The organism is Nocardiopsis sp. B62 (assembly GCF_018070675.1).
Classification (GTDB): domain Bacteria; phylum Actinomycetota; class Actinomycetes; order Streptosporangiales; family Streptosporangiaceae; genus Nocardiopsis; species Nocardiopsis prasina.
In genome coordinates this window covers 89,521-110,061 of sequence record NZ_JAGPXK010000015.1, presented here as the reverse complement: position 1 = coordinate 110,061, position 20,541 = coordinate 89,521, and the positions used below count along the sequence as shown (strand labels likewise).

The window sequence follows — 20,541 nt, the reverse complement described above, 5'->3', positions numbered from 1 at the left end:
GCTGGCGCGAGCCCGCACCGGCCGGGACGAGGGCTGTTCCCGTTCCGGAAGGGGATCAGCGGCCGGTCCGGCCGTCGATCCTCTCGCGGAGGATGTCGAGGTGCCCGGCGTGACGACCGGTCTCCTCGATCATGCGCGCCAGCGCCCACCGCATCGATGGCCCGGGACTGCCCCGGAGGCCGTTCGTGCGCGGGTCGGCCGAGGTCCTCGCAGGCGGCGATGGCCCTGTTCGCGGCGGCGACGGCGTCGCGGTAGCCCTGGAGCACCTCCTCGGTGGTACGGTCCGGACCGATATGGAACGTCGCCGCCCAGTCGACGGTCTCCTCACCGAGGAACCCGCGGCGCTCGACGCGGGTCAGGTGCGCGATCAGGCCGCGAAGGTGGGTCCCCGAGGCCACGCCAGGGGCGCGCACGTGTTCCTCCGGCGCCCCCTCGACCTTGGTCAGGGCGCTTTCGCGCAGCCAGGAATCCGGTGAGGACCTCCTTCTCACCGGGCCCGGTCCTGGGCGGTGGGCGGTCGCGTCGTGACCGGGCGGGCATGGTGCTCCCTTCGTGGCGGTGTGGGCGATCACACCCGTTCGGTTCTCGGAGTCGTCCCCGACTGGAGGCGTGCCGCCACCACGTTGTCGACCACCGTCGCGGAGCGGCCTTCGGGTCCGTGCACGCGTCGTGTGCGTTGTTCGACCACGACGGCGGTCCACTCCGGCCCGAGGCCGAGCGAACGCCACAGGATCGTCCGCGGTCGGATGGTCGTCGTGCCATGACCAGGGCGCACTCGAACCGTGGTCGACGACGAGCAGGATCCCCTCGTCGCGGACCGACCGCGCGGACGCGCGCAGGACCTCGTGTCTGGCGAGGCCGGTCGTGGCGTGGAAGTAGTTGGCGTGGACGAGGTCGACGGGGCCGGTGTCGGGCGCGGAGGACGCCAGGTCGTGGGCCTCCACGTCGAGGCGTTCCTCGATCCCGGCCAGCCGGGACCGCTCGGCCAGGACGTCGAGCACGTGTTCCGAGACGTCCACCGCTGTGACCCACCACCCCCGCGCGGCCAGCCACAGGGCGTCCCCGCCGCGTCCGCACGCGAGTTCGAGGGCCCGGGGCGCTCTTCGGCGCTGAGCCGGTACGAGCGCCAGTTCTCCCGCGAGCGCGACGAAGGCAGCGCTGAGCTGGGGAGGGGGCGTCGAAGGACTCTCGTCGCTGTACTGCTGGTCCCAGAACTCCCGGGAGGGAGAGGAGCCCCCGGTTTCGGATCGCATGACGCCCATGCTGGGCGGCGGGGGCGGTTCCGTGCGGATCTGCAACGGCGTCCCGATCCGGGGAGCGGTGGAGCGGTCGAACGCCCTCGATTTTCGGTTTGAAACGATTCCTATTTTGGTTGGTTCCGAATGAGTGGCGGCGGAAAACGAAGGCGCTCCCGGCCCCGGGAGCGGCCTCCAGTGGCCCTCGTTTGTCTTGTGGGGTAATGGTGGTTTTGGTCCGCCTGTATATCCCCGTTGTTTGTCTGGTGCGGTGTGAATTTGGTAAATTCCTCTTAGTTGAAGGCGCGGCACGATGCCTCGCCGGAATTGCTTTCGGTCGTAGTTGGAATGTGTAGGCACTAACCGTGATGCGTCGTACCCTGACCCGCGCGACGGCGGCCTGTGCGACCTACGCCCTGGTTCTCTCGCTGGGGGTGGGCGCCCCCGTCGCTGCTGACGAGAAGCCCCCCACTGTCGAGGGAAGTGCTCCGGACTCCAGTGTCTTCGGAGCCACCCCGGCCATGGGACAATCGCGCGACCGGAGCGACGTCACCTCCCCTGTGAACCCTTCCGAAACCGCGCGCGACGACGGTGGCCGAATTGAGGCCGGGAGTTCGCTGTGGACCCACGTGGACCGCGCGTTTCCGGGCCAACCTTCCAGTGGGACCGAAACCGGAAGCGTGGGTACCGGGCGGCTCGCGTGGGATCGGGTCTACACTCGTAGAGCCTTTTTCCGATTCCCGGTGGAACTCGGTTCCGATTCTCTGCTGGAATCCGCAGTCCTGCGTACCGAGGTGGCGTGGTCCTACGACTGTGAAAGCGACTCCGCAGTGGAGTTGCACCGGGTCGACCCGTTCGACGAGGACACCACCTGGAACGAACAGCCGGAGTCCCAGGGGCTGCTCGACACCCGGAACGTGCGGGGCGGGCACGCGGCCTGTCCGCTGCACGGCGGCGTGGAGTTCGACCTGACCGAGGCCTACCAGCGGGCCCTGGACAACGGAGAACGCCACCTGCACCTGCGGCTCGGGGCGGCGGACGAGTCCGGGAACACCGCCTGGCGCCGCTTCGACGTCGAGGACACCCCGCCGGTACTGGTGGTCGACCACGGCCCCGCACCGGCCCGGGGCATCGCTCCCATCGAGCCCTCCGAGGCGGCGGCGCCACTCGACGACGGCACCCTCCCGGGCGAGGACCCCTCGAACCCGGCACAGCCTCCCACCGTCCTGGTGGGAACCACCGACCTCCTGATCCGAGGCCCCCTGCCCGACGACCCGCCCAGGAGCGGCGGCGAGCGGATCCGTACCCCGTGGGCGGAACGGGCGGACCGCACGACCGATGACCATCGGTGGGGGACCACGACCCTGGCTCGGGGACCCCCACCCGGCACGCCGATCGACGACTGACCCCCGGTTGGGCGACCGAGGGAATCGGTTGAGCAAGGACGACACCCCTCTCCTCCGACGAGTCACCTCGTTGGGCGGAGGAACGCGTCGGCGGCCAGCCCGTTGGGGAGCACCATGGTGGGGGAGCTCCCGAGCGGCAGAGGAGTCCGTACCGTCCGCGCACCGGCCACACGGCGCAGTGGCCGTTCGCGGCGGACAGTCCGGCTCCACGCCAGTCGGAGAGGCGGTCGTCCCGCATACCGGACGTGCCCGACGCAGCACCGGTGGGGTGCTGCCTCGGGAAGCCGCGGAGGCCCGTTGTCACCTGTGTGCTTGGGTGCCACACAGACGTGCTTCGGGCCACCGCGGACGTTCGCGTGCCAGAAACCGCCCGTTGTCCGGCTACTGGGTCAGTGAGTCCAGACCCTCGTAGTCCGCCAGCGGCGCCGCCCCGGTGGAGGCGTACTCCAGCAGGACCAACCCCGACGGGGTGTGGTCCCGCCCGACCAACCGGAACCCGGTACTCCCAGAGGGGTGCGTGAACAGTCTCCGGCCCTCACCCACCACGGTGGGCGCCACGACCAGGCGAAGCGTGTCGACCAGACCCGAAGCCACAAGAAAGCCGCCGAGCCGGGCGCTGCCGTGGATCTGCACCTCGCGGCCGGGCCGATCCCTCAACCTGCCCACGGCCGCGACCGGGTCCCCACCCAGCAAGGTGGTGGGGTCCCAGGAGCCCTCCTCCAGGGTGGAGCTCACGACGTACTTGGGAAGCGAGTTCAACCTGACCGTGAACGGGTCGGGTTCGGTGATCCGCGGCCAGTCACGCGCGAACGCCTCATACGTGCGTCGGCCGAACAGCAGCCCGTCCGCGTGGTCGAGCCACTCCGAGGCGGTCCGCACGAACGCCGCGTCCATGAAGGGCACGAACCACCCGCCCCGGGTGAAGCCGTCGGAGGTGTCCTCGTCGGCCGAGCCGGGCCCCTGGCTGACACCGTCGAGGGAGACGAACTGGGTGAGGGTGATCTTCACGCTGGCTCCTCTCCGACGGCCGCGCCCGGGCCGACGAGAACGCCAGTCTCACACGGAGAGGACCGCCATCCCCGTCTCCACGCCGTACGCCCCTTCTGTCGTAGGGGCTCCGTATCGTTCGGGGCATGAGTTCAGGACTGATGGCCTTCAGCGTCGACCTCGACAAGATCTCCCGCCCCGCCTCCGAGACGGTGCGTTCGCAGTGCGAGATGTACGGCACCTTCCTCCACAACGCCTGCTTCTACCCGGTGAAGTACTGGTGGCTCGGAGAGGTGGACGAGACCCTCTCGGGCCTCGGCGTGAACGAGGTGCGGGTCGAGTACCTGGCGGGCGACCAGGACGACGGCGACTCCTGGTCCGCCAAGTCCGTGAGTCTGGCGGACGAGCAGGCACGTGCGGTGACCCCGGCACAGATCGCGGAGATCGAGGACCCGTACATGCGTGAGGCGGTCACCTCGGTCCTGGGCTGGATCCGCACCGCAGCCAGTCGCGGACACGGAATCATCGGCTTCTTCCACTGACCGGCTGCCGGCCCTGCTCACCTCGTCCGCACCTTCTCCGCCCCACACGGCGATCAGCTCCGGTAGTGAAGCAGTGCCCGGGCGCGGAGCAGGGCCTGTCGTCTGCCTGAAAGCCAGAATCCTCGGTCGGCTCAACGAGCCGCCCGAGGACACAGGTGGAAATCTCAAGCTGCGCCCCTGTTGTCTCGCGAGGGGCTTGGCATCGGCGAACGCCTCTTGCGCGGTCGTGCTACACGGACCGCTGGTGCGCCTTCCACGCCCGGTGGAGTTCACGCCGACGCTCGTATTCCCTCTTCGCGCGGAGCCTGGGATCGGCCTCGGGGCTGAGGGCCGCCGGGCCCATGACCTGTAGGAGCGCGTAGTTGATGCGGAATCCCGTCCTGTACAGCAACGAGAACGAGTCTTTCCCAAGCGGCTTGTCCATGGCCGTTCACCTCACTGTTCGCCGGGATCGCGGACGCGCGCCGCGAGAGCGCGGTCGAGCAGAGAATCCATCTCGGTGAAGTCCGGGGCCTTCCCCGATCAGCAGCGTACCCGCCCGTTTTTCGCCGCCCCGGTCGGCCCGCCCCCCACGCCCTTGCCCCTGGCGGATAGCGATGTGAGCAGCTGGGGCCAGGTGGAGTTCGCGTTGGTCGGCTCGGGTGCGGTGCACCCCCGGACACGCAAAAGCCCCTGACCCTGCGAATTTCTTCGCTGGTCAGGGGCTTGAGCCTCTGGGGTGAGTGACGGGACTTGAACCCGCGACTTCTTGGACCACAACCAAGTGCTCTACCGGCTGAGCTACACCCACCACGTGCGCCTGACCTCTCGGCCCTGCGTACGTATGAAAGCTTAGCGGACTCCGGGGAGTGCTTCGATCAGTTTCCCGGCTTGGGGTCCTGGAGAGCCGCGTCACGTGCCTTCAGGCCGGTGCCGTCGGCGACGACCTCGGCGGCGATGGCGCGGGCCGTGGCCGAGTTCGGGCCGGGCTCCGGGACGAAGGCCGCCGCGCGGAAGTACCGCAGCTCGCGGATGCTCTCGGTGATGTCGGCGAGGGCGCGGTGGCCGCCGTTCTTCTCCGGGCTCGCGTAGTACACGCGGGGGTACCAGCGGCGCAGGAGCTCCTTGATGGAGGAGACGTCCACCATCCGGTAGTGCAGGAAGTCGTCGATCCGGCGCATGTCCCGGGCGATGAACGTGCGGTCGGTGGCGATCGAGTTGCCGCACAGGGGGGCCTTGCGGGGCTCGGTGACGTACTGGCGGATGTGCTCCAGCACGCGGTCCTCCGCCTCCTGGAGGGTCACACCCTTGTCCAGCTCGTCGAGGAGCCCCGACGTGGTGTGCATGTTCCGGACGAAGTCGCCCATCCGGTCCAGGGCCTCCTGCGGGGGCTTGATCACGACGTCCACACCCTCGTCGAGGATGTTCAGCTCACCGTCGGTGATCAGACAGGCCACCTCGATCAGCGCGTCGTTCTCGAAGTCGAGGCCGGTCATCTCGCAGTCGATCCACACCAAACTGTCATTCATACCGGTCAGCTTAGGGGTTGTGGACGCGGACGGGGGCGGTGGGCCACTGGCCCACCGCCCCCGTCGGACGTCAGTCCCAGACGAACGGGTCGGATCCGCCCTGGGGCAGACCCACGTCGAAGATGTCGTACATCCAGTCCCACACGTCCCAGAACTGGAGGTAGAGCATCACCAGCACGATCAGGGTGATGAGGATGAAGAAGAAGCAACCGCAGCCACAGCCGCCCTTCTTCCTGGGGGGCTTGGGCGGCGGGGGAGGCGCACCGTACGGACCGCCGTACGGGTTGCCGTGCGGACCGCCGGGGGGCGGTGGGCCCCACGGGGCGCCGCCGTGAGGCGGGCCGCCGTGACCGGGCATGGGGCGGCGCGGGCCGGGGCCGCCGGGCGGCGGACCGAACTGCTGGGGCGGCGGGCCCTGTGGCGGCATGGGGGGCCGGTTCTGCGGCGGGTACCCGCCGGGCGGGCCGAACTGCTGCTGGGGCGGGGGAAAGCCCTGCTGCGGGCCGGACGCCGGGTAGCCCTGCTGCGGCCCGGGTGGGGGGAAGCCCTGCTGGGCGCCGGACGGCGGCTGGTTCGGTCCCGACTGCTGGGGGCCGGTCGGCGGCCGGTGGCCGGGGAAGGCGCCGGGCTGCGGGCCGGACGGAGGCTGGGCGCCGAAGCCCGGCTGGGGGCCCGACGGGGGCTGCGGCTGCCCCGGGTTCTGCGGGGTCCAGCCGACCGGCGGTACAGCGGCGGACTGGGGGCTGTCGGCGGGGGGTGCGGCGGGCGCGTTCCTGGCGGCCTCCTCGGCTCGCTTGCGCTCCTCCTCGGCCTGCTTCCTGGCCTCGGCCTCGCGCAGGACCCGCTCCTCCTCGCGCTTCTTGGCGGCCTCCTCCTCGGCGCTGCGGCGCTGCTCCTTGCGCTCCTCGGAGAGGTCGGCCCACCCCTCCTTGAGGTTGCCCAGGAAGCCCTTGAACTTGCCGCCCCTGGGGTCGTCGTCCCCGGCGGCGCCGGAGAACATCGGGTCGTTCGGGTCGAAGACGGCGGTCCCGCCGGGGGATCCGTCGCCGCCGGGTGTGAACACGGCGGTGCGGGGGGCCTCTCCGCCGGACCCGGGGTCGAAGACCGCTGTGCGGGGGGCTTCCCCGCCGGAGCTGGGATCGAAGACCGCTGTGCGGGGTGTGTCACTGTTGCCGGTCAGGTCGGCCGTGGGGATCTCGTCGTTGGTGAGGTCCGCGGTGGGCAGCTCGTCCTCGGAACCGGGCAGGTCGGAGGGGTTCACCCGCATCGTGGCGCCGCCCATGTCGGCGGTCGCCTCGTCGTCGATCGAGGGCGCGGCGGGGGACTGGCGCGCCCAGGAGGGGTCGATGCGCATGGTGCTGGGCTCGTCGCCGACCGGGGTGGGGGAGGGCTGCGACGGCTGCTGCTGGGGGGAGGCCCCCTGTTGCCAGGAGGGGGTGATCCGTACGGTGCTGGGGTCCTCGTCGGCCGGGGGCTGGGGCGCGGCGGGGGTGTGCTGCTGGGCCCACGAGGGGTCGATCCGCATGGTGCTCGGATCGTCGTCGACCGGCGTCGGGGCGCTCGTCCCCAGCCGGACCGTTCCCTCGTCGTCGTCGGACAGGGGCGAACCCCCGTCCTGGCCCAGGTTGGTGGTGGCTTCCTCGTCGGAGCCGTCGGCGGCGCCCTGGAGTTCGCTGAGAGAACGGGTATGCCGTGTCCACTCGTCACCGTTCCACCATCTGAGCGTCTGCGCGTCGCCCTGCGGGTCGGCGTACCAACCCGGCTCGATAGATCCACCCATGGGCGACAGACTAAGGGGTTTTGGAGCTGTACTTAACCAGTGGTATCCGATTCTCCGGGGTGGTGGGGTTTTGGTGCTTTTGGGGTTCCGTTTGTGTGCCTATGTGGTCACGGAGGGTTGTGGTTCGAGGGTGGGGTGGGCACCCGGGGTCAGCACGTGCTCGGGGTTCACCCGGCCCGGCGCGGTCGACAGCGAGCCCGGGACCTGGTCGTGGCCGAAGTGCCCTCCCCTGGACCACACGCGGGTCCGATCCTCGGGGCTGCTCCACAGACCAGGCGGTCCCGCGGGCCAGGTCCTGGGCACACCCCACGACTCCAGCCACTCCAGGATCGGCTCCAGGCCGAGCAGCGGTCCGTCGGTGAACGGCTCCCGTTCCAGGGACACCACGGCGACCACGATGCAGACCCGCCCCTCGTCGCCGTGGTCCAGGAACCGGTCGAAGCGCGCGGTCCGGCCCAGGGGGAGCGGGCTTCGCCGGGTGGCGGCCAGGGCCTGGGCCACCCCTCCGTCACGCGGGTTCCACACCAGGTGCGCGGCTCTGTCCTCGTGGACCAGTCGGAGCGCCTCCTCGCGCGCCGACCACACGTCGGGGTCCGTTCCGGTCACCGTCCAGACGGCACGGGGAGCACCGACCCCCGCGGCCGTCCGTGCTGTCGCGCCGTCGATCCTCTCGGCACCGGCCATCCACGCCTTCGCCATGGCACTCCCCAATCCGACCGCGGTGGGTCCTCGGCCCGTCGATTCGGGCGCAGGGGGCGACGGGTCCCCGAATCCGGGCCCTTCCTGTGGTACGCCACCGGGGGTGAGAAGTCCATAGCCCGCCGTGGGTGGACAGGTTCATGTCACCTTCCGTTCCGGGCTCCTACTCTTCCTCCTCCTCGGTCACGATGCGCAGGGAGAAGGCCTGGAGGAAGATGTCCCCGATCTCCGTCGGGTCCTCGGTCATGTACGCGGCGCCCCCGGTGGCGGCGGCGATCCGCTGGAGCGGCTCCAGGTTCCGCACGTCCGGGCCGAAGGCGATCGTGATGATCGGGATGGGGCGCGAGGGGCTGGACATGGACTCGAGCTGCGACATCAGCTCGTCGAGCTCCATGCCCCCGGGGTTGTCGTTGTCCCCGTCGGTGAGCATGAGGATCACGTTGGTGCGGTCGGGGCGGTAGGTGCGCGACATCTCCTGGTAGGCGGCCAGGTAGGTCTCGTAAAGCGCGGTGTCGCCCTCGGGGAGCGGCTGCATGGCCTGGAGGGCGGCGCCCAGCACGTCCCGGTGCTCGCTCCCTGAGTCGTCGGTGGCCTGGAGCTCCCGGATCGGGGCGACCTCCTGGTAGTGGAGGTTGTTGTTGACGTTGGTCGAGAACTCCCACAGGCCCAGCTCGGAGCTGTCGGAGAACATCTGGAGGCCCTCGGCGGAGGCGGCCCCGGCCACCTGCATACGGGTCAGTCCGGTGCCGGGCACCTCGGCCAGCATCGATCCGGAGACGTCGACGATGGTCAGCACGCGGGAGTCCATCTTCAGCTGGTTCCAGAAGCGGGTCAGCTCCGTGATGGAGCCCTCCGAGGGCGCGGGCAGCTCGGTGGGCTGCTCGGCGCGGAACCCGGCGTCCTCGGTCAGTACCCCGCCGTCGAGCTCTCCCTCGGGTCCGCGGAACCCCTCGTCGAGGAGACGTTCGGCCGCCGCCTCGGAGCGCACCGAGGCGCGGAACACCTCGGCGGCGCGCGTGATCTCGCTGTCCTCGCTGCGCACGATGTAGGGGTAGTCGAGGAAGTAGGTGCCGTCGTCGAGGTAGCTGGGCTGCGCGGCGGCGTCGGTGTGGGCCGTGTTGTAGCGCCACACGGCCTGTTCGGACATCACCATCACGGGCGGGGCCTCGGCGTTGCCTCCGCTCAGAGCCAGGAAGGCGGAGTCCTCGTCCGCGGAGGTGCCTCGGTGCAGGGCCTGGAGCGCGGCGGTCATCTGCGCGTTGAAGGTGTCCGCGTCGGGGCTCGCCTCCTCCAGGGCGCCGTTCAGAAGGTAGAGGGTCGCCAGTCCGCTGGAGCTGCGGGTCGGGTCGACCACGCGGACGACCCGGTCGGTCTCCTCGCCGGGCGCGCCGGTGGGGACCACGTCCGTCCAGGTGGTCTCCTCCTGGTCGTCGGCGTACTCGGCGAGTTCGGCCACGACCAGGGGGCTGCGGGCCACGGAGGTGCCGGTCTCGGTGATGACGGCGTCCCCGGCCTGGCTCTGCACCAGGCGCGGCCACACGGAGGAGTCCGGGATCCACACGTGGGAGTCGGTGTCGCCGGTGGTGGCGCCGGAGCCGGTGATCTGGAAGGCGACGTCGGCCGAGTCGGCCTCGCGCACGCTGGCCCGCACACAGTGGTTGTCGACGGTGTGCTCCTCGTCGTTGAAGTCGCCGGCGAGGTCGGCCAGGGCGGGCGCCAGCTCCGGGCTGACCGCCACGTTCAGTTCGATGTCGGAGCTGCCGCAGCCGTCGCCCTGCCCGAACATGTACACGCCCGCCACGGCGAGACCAACCACGATCACCATCGCGGCGGCGAGGGCGGCGACGGCACTGCCGCGCCCCCGGCGCCGTCTGCTCCGGTCGGAGGGTCCTTCTGCGTACTTTCCGCGGTGACGTCCCACAGCTTTCCTCACGAGGTGGTGTACGGACGAGGTGTTCGTACAGGGGGATGAGTCGTACAGGGGTGTCGGGCGCCCGTCGTTCGCGAAGCGGGCGAATCCTTGTGTACCGGCCGAATTCCTGAGTCGGGCGACCTTCCGTGTGTTACCTGTGGGAACGTTACTCAACGCCCCGAACCACGCAGACGGGACCCGGGGCGGGGCTCAGTTGTCGCAGTTGGGGACGCACAGCCGCCGGGAGATCGAGCTGAGGAAGATGTCGCCGATCTCGTCCGGGTCCTCGGTCACGAAGGACGATCCGCTGGTCGCGCGCGCGATCTGCGTCAGCTCCGGGCCGTCCGCCTGCTCACCGAAGGCGATGACGAACATCGTGACCGGCCGCTGGGGGTCGAACCGGTCCTGGAGGGCGGCGACCAACTCCTGGTGGGAGAGGTCGCTGGACCCCTCGTCCTGACCGGCGGTCAGCAGGATGACGCTGTTGATCCTGTCCTCGTCGTAGTTGTCCTGCACCTCGTCGTAGGCGGCCAGGATGTTGTCGTACAGACGGGATCCGCCGCCCTCCACCTCCAGCTCCTCGGCGACCTTCACCATCTCCTGGCGGCGGGTGACACCGCCGTCGTCGCCAGCGCCCAGCGGGTGCATGTCCGCGGCCCGGTCGCGGCCGTCGTCTCCGAACTCCTCCGACATCAGCCACAGGCCCATGTCCGTCTCGTCGGGGAACAGGCCCAGACCCATCAGCGCCGCCTGCTTGGCCACCTCGATCCGCTGCGGCCCGCCGTTGAGGTCGTCCGCCATGTTCTGGGAGGCGTCGGCCAGAACCAGCGTCCGGGACGGCATGGAGAGCCGGTTCCAGTCGGTGACCGAGGCCAGCAGGGCGTCGCCGGTCAGGTCGTCCCCGGCGGGTGGCTGCTCCGCGATGATCCCGGACCGCTCGGCCAACGCGGGGGCGGCCTCCCCGCTCGGGTCGCGAAAGCCCAGCTCGCGCAGGCGCTCGCGGTACTCGGTGCTCCGGACCACCTCGTACAGGTCCGCGGCGGCCGCCCGGAGCTCCGCGTCCTCGGTGGTGGTGACGTACGGGTAGTCCAGGTTGACCGTGCCGTCGCTGACGTAGTGCGCCTGGAGTGAGGGGGCCGAGTCCGCGCGGCGGTCGTTGTAGGCCACCACTGCCTGCTCGGGAACGGCGATCACCGGGTCGACCCGGTCGTTGGAGGCGGCGGAGCCGGTGAAGACGTTGGTCAGGTCGATCTCGCCGAAGGCGCTGTCCAGCTGGACGTCGCGCACGAAGTCGGTCATGGCGGTGTCGGCGGCGTCCCCGGAGCCCAGGTGCTCGCGGACCGCGCGCATCACCGTCATGCCGTCGGCGCCCCGGTTGGGATCGACCATCACCACGGGGCGGTCCGGGTCGCGTTCGTCGGGCAGCAGCATGGTCCAGCTCGCGTCGTCCTGGTCCGGCATGCCCTCGGTGTCGGGGGGAGCGGCGAGCACGACGGGCGAGCTGGCCAGGGAGGGCGGGTCGGTCTCGATGCCGTGGGCGCCGCCGTCGGAGACCCTGGCCAGCTCGACCCAGGCGGAGGACTCGGGCACCCACACGTGCGGGGCGATCGTGGAGTCACCGGGCTGGCCACCGGTCAGCGCCGCCATGATCCGGTGCGGCGCGATCTCGTCGACCTGCGCGAACACGCACTCGCCGCCGTAGCTGGGCCGGTCCGCGTTGAACTCCGTCGCCGCCGCGCGCATCACCGGGGCGACGCTCTGGGTGGTCGAGACGCGCAGGTAGCGCGTCTCGCCGCAGCCCAGGGCGTTCATGGTGACCGGCACGGCGATCGCCGCGAGGGCGATGAGGGCGACGACGATCGCGGTGATCCCCAGCGGCGACCGCACGACCCTGCGGGTGTTGGCGGCGGTCGGGGAGGGGTGACGATGGCGTCCAGTGGACACGGGCACTCCGGGGGTGTGGCTGTCTCCGGTCCCGGCTCTGGAGCCTCCCGGGCCGGTCTTCAGGGGGCGGTCGCGGGGTCGGCGCCAGCACCCGCGGTGGGATCTGTGAGAACCAACGCGGGGCGGAGGGCGTCACACAGTGTGGATGTGATCGACCGACCGGTGGCACACGAACGATTCCTCCCAGGACCTTACTCGTTGGTAACGCGCGAGTGGAAGGGACAGGGGTGGTCCGGCTCACAGCCGGCCCCGTACGCAGCGCCCCCGTGCGCGCGGTGATCGCTTTGTTACGGCGCCGGTCGGGTACCAGTACGCACTCCCGGCTACCATTGCCCGGTATTCGCTTGACCGATACTTGGCGCCCGTTTGGCCGACGCCCCCGAAACGGGGCTTCGCGCGTGGCGGTCGTCCCCCGTGACCAACCGACCCCCGAGGGTTATGGCATGTCCCATTCGCACAGTGACCGTCGGAACCGAGGCAGCCTCGGCACCGTGCTGCTCGCCGGAGCGTGCTGCACCGGAGCGGTGGCCTACGCAGTGCTGGTCGCCCCCTCGATGCTGCCGCCGCAGGCAGTGGAGACCACGAACGTCACCACCCCGGAGGTGCTCGGGAGCGTCATCGAACCCGAGGAGGAGTCGACCGACCTCGACGGTCCCGTCGGCCACCTGCGTATCAACGTCAGCGACCGGGGCCTGGCCTGGGTGCAGACGCTGAACTGCACCGGCGACCTGGCCGTCGACCCCGAGCCCTGCGCCGTGATGGCCGAGGCCACCGCCGAGTCGACTGGGGACCCGACCGCCGCCGAGTCCGATTCCGAGTCCGGGACGGACGAGGAGGGGTCCGAGGGGACCGCCACTGGGGACCAGTTGTTCACCGAGGTCCGCTCGGGCACCGTCTGCACGGACAAGGTGTACGGCCCGCAGGAAGCGGCGATCGAGGGCACCTGGGAGGGCGAGGAGATCGACACCACACTCTCCCGCAAGGGCTCCTGCGAGGAGGCCCGCTGGCAGCGCCTGCGCGCCGTCACCGACCAGATCGGCTGACCCACCCGGAGCCACACGGGATAATCGCTGACCATGGATGTCATCAGGGTCAGTGACCCCGCCGACCCGCGTCTGGCCGACTACACACGGCTGCGCGACGTCAACCTGCGCCGCCACCTGGAGACCGAGCACGGCCTGTTCATGGCCGAGGGCGACAAGGTGATCCGCCGCGCCGCCACCGCCGGGTTCGTCCCCCGCAGCTTCCTGCTCACGGAGCGACGGGCCGCCGCCCTGGACGACCTGGTCTCCGACTCCGGTGCCCCGTTGTACGTGGTGAGTGAGGAGACCGCGGAGCGGCTGGTCGGCTTCGACCTGCACCGGGGCGCCCTGGCCGCCTACCACCGCGCGCCCCTGCCCGCGCTCGACGAGGTCCTGGCCGGTGCCCGCAGCATCGTCGTGCTGGAGGACCTGGTGGACCACACCAACGTCGGCGCGATCTTCCGCAGCGCCGCTGGCCTGGGTGTGGACGCCGTGGTGCTGGCTCCCCGCTGCGCGGACCCGCTCTACCGCAGGTCCGTGAAGGTGTCTATGGGAGCCGTCTTCACCCTGCCCTACACCCGCCTCGACGACTGGTACGGCGGTCTGGACACCCTGCGCGAGGCCGGTTTCGATCTGATGGCCCTCACCCCCGGAGAGGGTTCGCTGCCGCTCCGCGAGGCCATGGACGCCCTGGCACCCGACGCCAGGGTGGGGTTGCTGCTCGGCACCGAGGGCGACGGTCTGTCCGCCCGTTGGCTGGAGCGGGCCACCTCGCGCGTGCACATCCCGATGGCCGACCGCGACGTCGACTCGCTCAACGTCACCGCCGCGGCCGCGGTCGCCTGCTACGAGCTCTCCCGCTTCGGTTCCGTGGCCGTACGGGACCATCGGGCCTGACCGGGGCCGGACCGGGTACCCGCCCTCGGTCCCCCGCCGGGGTGAGCCCCTAGGGTGTCGGGTGACACGGACCGAGCAGAAGGAGGGCGCGCGACATGGGCGGCCGAGCACTGGTGCAGTGGGAGCAGAACCGGGACAACGCGCCCCGATCACTCCACGTCGACCTCTACACCGGGGGTCCGGCCCCCGACGAGGGGCTGGAGGACGTCACCTTCTACCAGGTGCCCTACGCGCCCTCCACCCAGGGCGTGGACGAGCGGCTGGACATGATCGCGCGGATGCCCGAACTCAGCGTGGTGCAGCTGGTGTCGGCGGGGTACGAGCAGGTACTCGACCTCCTGCCCGACCACGTCACCCTCTGCAACGGGCGGGGACTGCACGACGCCAGCACGGCCGAGCACACGCTCGCGCTCATCCTCGCCTCACAGCGCGACCTGCCTCGATGGGCGATAGACCAGCGCGAACACCGCTGGGGTTCGGTCCCGCAGCGTTCCCTCGCCGACTCCCGGGTGGTGATCATCGGCTACGGCAGCATCGGCCAGGCGATCGAGCGGCGGCTGCTGCCCTTCGAGACCGAGGTGGTGCGGGTGGCCAGCCGGGCCCGCCCGGACGAGGACGTGCACGGGGTGGACGAGCTGCCCGCCCTGCTGCCGAAGGCGGACGTGGTCGTCATCGTCACCCCGCTCACCGAGCGGACGAGGGGCCTGTTCGGCGCGGACGAGTTCGCCCTGCTGCGTGACGACGCCCTGGTGGTCAACGTCGGTCGGGGCGCCGTGATGGACACCGACGCCCTGCTCGCCCAGAACGGCCGGGTCCGAGCGGCCCTGGACGTCACCGACCCCGAACCGCTCCCGGTCGACCACCCGCTGTGGGACGCCCCCGGCGTGTACCTGACCCCGCACGTGGCCGGTGGTTCCGCCGCCTTCTACCCGCGTGCCCGGGCCTTCATGGACGCGCAGTTGGCCCGTTGGTCCGCCGGGGAACCCCTGGACAACGTGGTGCGCCCCGGAAGCTAGCGGTCGCACCCCCCGGTGGCCCGTGCGGCGGCCCGCCGATTGTCGGTCTCCGGGGGGACACTGGGCACATGCGGATCGCGGTGGTCGCCGACGGCGAGGGCGGTGGGTGGCTGCGGGAGCTCGGGGAGGGCGGCGCGGCCGCTCCGCCGCGCCGCGTGCGGGACCTCGCGGCCGCCGTGCGCTCAGTCGAGGAGTCCCGTTCCGAGGAGGGTCGCACCGAGCAGGACGGTGCGGGACGCGAGGGTGCCTGGGAGACCGGTACCGGAGAGGGCGTGGGAGACCGCACCGCGGCCGCGTCCGTCCGGTGGGTCTGGGCGGACACCGGTGACGTCTACCCCGACCTGGTCCGTGCCGGGGTGCGCGTGGCCCGGTGCCACGACGTCGGGCTGACCGAGGCCCTCCTGCTCGGCTACGGGGCCCGCCACTCCGAACCCCACTCCCTGGGCGCCGCCTGGGCCCGCCTGCACGACCTGGCGGTCCCCGACGACCCGGTGCGCCCGCTCGGGGAGGGGACCGCCGCGCAGCCCGCGCTGTTCGAGGCCGACCGCTCCACGCTTCCGCCCGGAACCGACCGGCTCGCCGCCCTGGCGGAGGTCCACGACGACCAGCGGGGACGCGTCGCGGCGCTGCCCGAACCGGGGCGGATGGCCCTGCTGATCGCGGTCGAGTCCGCTGGCGCCCTGGCGGCGGTGGAGATGAGCCACGACGGCCTGCCCTGGCGCCCGGACGTCCACGACCAGGTGCTCACCGAGATCCTCGGCCCGCGTCCGCGCACGGGCGAGCGCCCGGCGGTCCTCGCCGACCTGGTCACGCGGATCGGGGAGGTCGTCGGTCACGAGGTCAACCCGGACTCGCCCGCCCAGGTCCTCAGGGCGATGGCCTGGATCGGACACCCCGTGGAGTCCACCCGCTCCTGGGTCCTGGAGGCGGTGGACCACCCGCTCGTGCCGCTGCTGCTGCGCTACAAGGAGCTCGCCCGCCTGTACTCCGCCAACGGATGGTCGTGGCTGGAGACCTGGGTGCGTGAACTGCCCCGCGAGGGCGGGGACGGCCCACGGCTGGGTCGTTTCCAGCCCGACTACGTGGTGGGTGGCGTGGTCTCCGGGCGCTGGGCCTCCCGGGGCGGCGGCGCCCTCCAGATCCCCAAGTCGGTCCGCCGGGCCGTGCGGGCCGACCCGGGCTGGGTCCTGGTCCGCGCCGACGCCGGACAGCTCGAACCCCGCGTGCTCGCCGCCGTGTCCGGGGACACCGCCCTCGCGGCCGCCGCGGCCGAGGAGGACCTGTACACCCGGCTGGCCGTGCACGTGGGCGACGACCGCGAACGCGCGAAGATCGGACTGCTCGCCGCCATGTACGGGCAGACGTCCGGCGACGCGGCGCCGCTCCTGGCCACCATGCGCCGCCTCTACCCGCGCGCCCTGGAGTACGTGGACGCCGCGGCCCGCACCGGGGAGGGCGGCGGGATCGTCCGTTCGTGGTTGGGCCGCACCTCGCCCGCCCCGCACGACTGGTCGGCCACAGTAGCCGCGACGGACGGTGACCGAAGACGCCGCGCGCACGGCCGGTTCACCCGCAACTTCGTCGTCCAGGCCACCGCCGCCGAGTGGGCGCTGGTCCTGCTCGCCGCGCTTCGCCAGGAACTCCCCGCGACCCCCGACGGCGGCGGGATCGTCTTCTTCGTCCATGACGAGGTCGTCCTGCACGTCCCCGAGCACCGCGCGGCCGAGACGCTCCGCGCGATCGACCGCGCCCAGGTCCGGACCCGGGAGATCCTCTTCGGAGAGACCCCGGTTCGCTTCCCCCTCACCGTGTCGGTTACGGACTGTTATGCAGACCTGTGACGACCCGCCGTAAGGCGCGATATCCGCAAGGAACGGACAAGCGGCTGATAGGTGGACGTCCGGTATCGGACGGCGTGGGCGTCTTGCAAACGCGACCGGGTACGCCCATTCTTGGACCGGACCATGTCATCTAAGGCCGTGCGCCGCAGCGCTTCCCCCGCCCGCCGCGGTCCCAGAAAGGGTGATCGATCCCCGTGCGGAACCGTCTCAGAACATGTGCGGGTACCACGGCCGCCTTCGCGGTCGCCTTCACGGCCTTCGGGGCCAGCCCCGCGATGGCCGACCCCGTAGTCCAGGACCGGCCTCCCCTCGCCGAGCAGCTCTCCCCCGAGAACGCCGTCCCCAGCGGCTCCGCGCCCCGCGCGGCCGATTCCCAGACCGAAACCCCCCATCCCAGCCCGGACGTCGCCGACGTCGCCGAACTCAGGCGCGACACCTACGTGGCGCCCTTCCGTGAGGCGCGCTCCGTGGAGTACTTCGCGGTCGCCCCCGAGAAGCTCCCCCGTGAGGTCGTCGACGCGGTCCGCGACATCGACGGTGTGAAGAACGTCCTGACCGTCGACGCCGCGCGGGTGGAGGTCGACGGCCAACCCACCTCCCTGCTGGGAGTCAACCCCTCCAGCTTCCGCAACCACGCTCCCCGGCCCTCCGCCGAGTCCGACGAGATCTGGCAGGGGGTCGCCGAGGGCCATGTCGCGCTGTCCAAGGACGTGGGCACCGAACGCGAACTCGACGTCGGCGGCCAGATCACCCTCGCGGGCGGCAACGGTGAGGTTCCCCTGGAGGTGTGGACCCACGCCACCTCCGGCATCGCCGGGATCGACGCCCTCGTCTCCCGTGAGCTCGCTCGCGAACTGGGCATGCCCGAGGGCAACGCCCTGGTCGTCTCCGCCCCGGACGCCGACCTGTGGGAGCTTCACGATGAGCTGGAGGAGATCCTCGGTGAGGACGCATCCCTCCAGCTGGTCGCCGACGCCCCCGAACCCCTGGTCGACGGCGACGCCGTCCCCTCCTCGGTGATCGAGCAGGTCATCGCGAACGCCGAGACCCAGCTGGGCGTCCCCTACGTGTGGGGCGGGACCACCCCCGACGTCGGCTTCGACTGCTCCGGTCTGCTCCAGTGGGCGTTCCGGGAGGAGGGCGTGTCCATTCCGCGCGTCACCCACGACCAGTGGAACGCGGGAGAGCGCGTGGAGTGGGACGACCTCGAACGCGGCGACCTGCTGTTCTGGCGTTCGGACCCCACCGCGCCCGACTACATCTCGCACGTGGCGATCTACCTCGGCGACGGCCAGATGCTGGAGGCGCCGCGTACCGGCCTGGACGTGCGCGTCACCCCGGTACGGACCGCCAACTACGCGGGCGCGGTGCGCGTGAGTACCTGACCGCCGGTCCGGATACGGGAAAGGGCCGTGGCGCCACCGGGGCGGTGGCACCACGGCCCTTCCTTCTCCATGTCCGAAAAACCGCCGGGAGGGGAAGGCAGGCCTCGGTTAGGAGGGGGGACAGGGCCGCCGCTGAGGGAGGGGGAGACAGCGGTGGTCGGCCCTTGGGGTGGTATGGAGTTGTGGCGGAGTCCGCAGCCTCGCAGGCCGGGTGTCCCGCCGCACAGGTCTACATAAGCAGTGACCGACCGATTTGGCAAGAGCCGGTCAAGCCATGCCACTAGCCCCAGCCCATGACAAAGCCCCCTTCCGTCCAGGCGAATTCCAGCAGGAGGGGGCTATCCGTGCGCTTTCGTCTGCCCCGGGTCAGCGCCCCGCGGCGTACCCCTGCGCGCCCCGGGGGTCGGCGGCCGCGCGCAGCTCGCCGCTCTCCGGGTCGCGGGCGACCGCCGCCAGACGGCCCAGGGACCACTCCTGGGCCACCTGGACCCGGTGCCCGCGACGCCGCAGCTCGTCGACGACCCCGTCGCCCACCCCCGGCTCCACCACCAGGTCGCCGGGCACGGTCTCACGGGGGTGGAAGGAGCTGGGGAACGCGTTGGTGTGGAACATGGGGGTGTCCAGGGCCTCCTGGAGGTCGTCCACGCCGTTGAGCACCCGCAGCAGCGCGGTGGTCGTCCACTGGTCCTGCTGGTCACCGCCGGGGGTGCCGATGGCCAGCACCGCCTCACCGTCCTCGCGGGTCACCAGGGTGGGGGAGAGGGTGGTGCGGGGGCGGCGGCGCGGTGAGAGCGCGTTGGGCGAGGCCGGGTCGAGCCAGAACATCTGCGCCCGGGTGCCGAGCGGGAACCCGAGTTCCGGAATGAGCGGCGAGCTGCTGAACCAACCGCCGCTGGGGGTCGCGGAGACCATGTTGCCGTCGGCGTCCACCACGTCCACGTGGCAGGTGTCGCCGCGCAGGTCGGCGGGGGTCTGTCCGGCGGCGTCGCGCACGGTGGGCTCGCCGGTGGTGCGGTCGCCCGGCGTCTGCCCGGGCAGGTACACCGGTGCCTCGAAGGGGACGCGGCCCCCCGGCGCTCCGGGGCGCGGCTCCAGGTTGGCGCGCTCCCCGTCGATCCCCCGCACGCGTTCGGCGGCGTAGTCGGAGCTGAGGAGTTCCTTGAGCGGGACGTCGGTGAAGTCCGGGTCGCCGTACCAACCCTCACGGTCGGCGAAGGCGAGTTTGGCGATCTCGGTGCTCCGGTGCACGAAGTCCGCGCTCACCCCCCTGCGCGCGTCGGTGCCGACCCCTGCGGCCTCGGCCATGCGCAGCTGCTGGAGCATGACGGGCCCCTGCCCCCAGGGTCCGGTCTTGTGCACGGTGTGGGAGCCGTAGGGGGTGCTGACGGTGTCCTCGTAGGTGGCGCTCCAGTCGGCCATGTCCTGCGCGCTCAGCAGGGCTTGCTCGGGCTCGCCGTGACTGTTGGGGACGGGACCGGCGAGGAAGGCGCCGATCGCCTCCGCGACGAAGCCCCGGTACCAGGAGCGGCGCGCCGCCTCGATCTGGGCCTCGCGGTCGCCGCCCGCCGCCTCGGACTCGGCGACCACACGTCTGTATGTGGCGGCGAGCGCCGGGTTGCGCAGCCGTGTTCCGGCGGCCGGGGCGGTGCCGTGCGGTAGGTAGACGGAGGCCGAGCCCGCCCAGTGCCGGGAGAACACCGGGGTGAGCGCTTCGAGGGCGGTGGCGATCCGGCCCAGGACGGGGTAGCCGCGCTCGGCCAGACCGATGGCGTGGTCCAGGACCTCGCGGACGGACACGGTGCCGTGGTCGCGCAGCAGTTGCATCCAGGCGTCGAAGGCGCCGGGGACGGTGGCGGCGAGGACACCGCTGCCGGGCACGCGGTCCAGGCCCAGGCCCTCGAAGGCCCCGATGGTGGCGTCGGCGGGGGAGACGCCCTGACCGCACAGTACGCGCGGGGACCCGCCCCGGGCCTGGAAGATGACGGGAACCTCGCCGCCGGGGCCGTTCAGGTGGGGTTCGACGACCTGGAGGGTGAAGCCCGCCGCGACCGCCGCGTCGAAGGCGTTGCCACCGCGTTCCAGGACGGACATGCCGGTGGCACTGGCCAGCCAGTGGGTGGAGGCGACCATCCCGAAGTCGCCGCGGAGCTGGGGTCGGGTGGTGAATCCGGACATGTGCGCTGTCCTCCTGCGGACGGGGGAGGGCGGGTTCGCCGCCCGTCTGGGGTGTCGCTCCGGGGCGGAGGACGGGGCGCCGACCGGGTCTCGGTGGAACCGGCCGAACGTGGGTGACGGTACAGCATGGGATGGACCGGGATGTCGGATGATCAGGGGTTCGGGACCTTGGTTGTCGGTCGCGGCCAAGGG

The 20,541-nt window shown here is 71.4% G+C and carries 16 protein-coding genes, 1 tRNA gene and 1 pseudogene; 7 read left to right on the top strand and 11 right to left on the bottom strand.

Translation table 11 applies throughout. The features are described from left to right. Window positions 1–55: 55 nt before the first annotated feature. Window positions 56–133, bottom strand: a complete 78-nt coding sequence (locus KBX21_RS27135; protein ID WP_255352578.1) for a DUF664 domain-containing protein — start codon at window positions 131–133, stop codon at window positions 56–58. A 109-nt stretch (window positions 134–242) separates the two neighbouring features. After that, window positions 243–1,253: pseudogene (locus KBX21_RS27130) on the bottom strand (methyltransferase domain-containing protein); the annotation flags it as partial. Between the two features lie 350 nt (window positions 1,254–1,603). On the opposite strand from KBX21_RS27130, the gene KBX21_RS17345 reads away from it, so the two are divergent. Further along, a complete protein-coding gene (locus KBX21_RS17345; protein ID WP_210842536.1) occupies window positions 1,604–2,641 on the top strand; it encodes a DNRLRE domain-containing protein in 1,038 nt (345 codons plus the stop codon). A gap of 381 nt (window positions 2,642–3,022) precedes the next feature. On the opposite strand, the gene KBX21_RS17340 is transcribed toward KBX21_RS17345, so the two are convergent. Beyond that, window positions 3,023–3,649, bottom strand: a complete 627-nt coding sequence (locus KBX21_RS17340) for a dihydrofolate reductase family protein (protein ID WP_210842531.1) — start codon at window positions 3,647–3,649, stop codon at window positions 3,023–3,025. Between the two features lie 125 nt (window positions 3,650–3,774). Between KBX21_RS17340 and KBX21_RS17335 the strand changes: the two genes are divergently transcribed. Next, window positions 3,775–4,170, top strand: coding sequence for a hypothetical protein (locus KBX21_RS17335; RefSeq protein ID WP_234004000.1), 396 nt, complete (start codon window positions 3,775–3,777; stop codon window positions 4,168–4,170). 229 nt (window positions 4,171–4,399) lie between these two features. Here the strand turns inward: KBX21_RS17335 and KBX21_RS17330 are convergent, their stop codons facing one another. From KBX21_RS17330 to KBX21_RS17300, 7 genes are all read right to left on the bottom strand, one after another. Further along, window positions 4,400–4,594 (bottom strand): hypothetical protein, encoded by a 195-nt coding sequence (locus KBX21_RS17330; protein WP_049574616.1) that lies wholly within the window; start codon window positions 4,592–4,594, stop codon window positions 4,400–4,402. A 290-nt stretch (window positions 4,595–4,884) separates the two neighbouring features. Continuing rightward, window positions 4,885–4,960 (bottom strand) — tRNA-His (locus KBX21_RS17325). A 67-nt stretch (window positions 4,961–5,027) separates the two neighbouring features. Continuing rightward, the gene (gene orn, locus KBX21_RS17320) at window positions 5,028–5,678 is read right to left on the bottom strand and encodes an oligoribonuclease (RefSeq protein WP_049576348.1); all 651 of its coding nucleotides are present in this window, start codon (window positions 5,676–5,678) and stop codon (window positions 5,028–5,030) included. A 70-nt stretch (window positions 5,679–5,748) separates the two neighbouring features. Beyond that, window positions 5,749–7,458, bottom strand: a complete 1,710-nt coding sequence (locus tag KBX21_RS17315) for a DUF2510 domain-containing protein (protein WP_210842530.1) — start codon at window positions 7,456–7,458, stop codon at window positions 5,749–5,751. 99 nt (window positions 7,459–7,557) lie between these two features. Further along, window positions 7,558–8,157: a hypothetical protein gene (locus tag KBX21_RS17310; protein ID WP_210842529.1), complete on the bottom strand. Its 600-nt coding sequence runs from the start codon at window positions 8,155–8,157 to the stop codon at window positions 7,558–7,560. 163 nt (window positions 8,158–8,320) lie between these two features. Further along, entirely contained in the window at window positions 8,321–10,078 is a 1,758-nt protein-coding gene (locus tag KBX21_RS17305) for a substrate-binding and VWA domain-containing protein (RefSeq protein WP_210842528.1), read from the bottom strand. Window positions 10,079–10,279: 201 nt separating this feature from the next. Continuing rightward, entirely contained in the window at window positions 10,280–12,013 is a 1,734-nt protein-coding gene (locus tag KBX21_RS17300; protein ID WP_049579469.1) for a substrate-binding domain-containing protein, read from the bottom strand. 443 nt (window positions 12,014–12,456) lie between these two features. Between KBX21_RS17300 and KBX21_RS17295 the strand changes: the two genes are divergently transcribed. The 5 genes from KBX21_RS17295 to KBX21_RS17275 all read left to right on the top strand — a co-directional run bounded on the left by KBX21_RS17295 (window position 12,457) and on the right by KBX21_RS17275 (window position 18,174). Further along, the gene (locus tag KBX21_RS17295; protein WP_210842527.1) at window positions 12,457–13,056 is read left to right on the top strand and encodes a hypothetical protein; all 600 of its coding nucleotides are present in this window, start codon (window positions 12,457–12,459) and stop codon (window positions 13,054–13,056) included. Window positions 13,057–13,089: 33 nt separating this feature from the next. Then, window positions 13,090–13,932, top strand: a complete 843-nt coding sequence (locus tag KBX21_RS17290) for an RNA methyltransferase (RefSeq protein ID WP_049579465.1) — start codon at window positions 13,090–13,092, stop codon at window positions 13,930–13,932. Window positions 13,933–14,027: 95 nt separating this feature from the next. Then, window positions 14,028–14,948, top strand: a complete 921-nt coding sequence (locus tag KBX21_RS17285) for a 2-hydroxyacid dehydrogenase (RefSeq protein WP_049579463.1) — start codon at window positions 14,028–14,030, stop codon at window positions 14,946–14,948. A gap of 68 nt (window positions 14,949–15,016) precedes the next feature. Next, window positions 15,017–16,789 (top strand): bifunctional 3'-5' exonuclease/DNA polymerase, encoded by a 1,773-nt coding sequence (locus KBX21_RS17280; RefSeq protein ID WP_210842526.1) that lies wholly within the window; start codon window positions 15,017–15,019, stop codon window positions 16,787–16,789. Between the two features lie 194 nt (window positions 16,790–16,983). Then, on the top strand, window positions 16,984–18,174 hold the full coding sequence (locus KBX21_RS17275; protein ID WP_049579459.1) for a C40 family peptidase: 1,191 nt from the start codon (window positions 16,984–16,986) through the stop codon (window positions 18,172–18,174). A 366-nt stretch (window positions 18,175–18,540) separates the two neighbouring features. On the opposite strand, the gene KBX21_RS17270 is transcribed toward KBX21_RS17275, so the two are convergent. Further along, entirely contained in the window at window positions 18,541–20,349 is a 1,809-nt protein-coding gene (locus tag KBX21_RS17270) for a gamma-glutamyltransferase family protein (protein ID WP_210842525.1), read from the bottom strand. Between the last annotated feature and the right edge of the window lie 192 nt (window positions 20,350–20,541).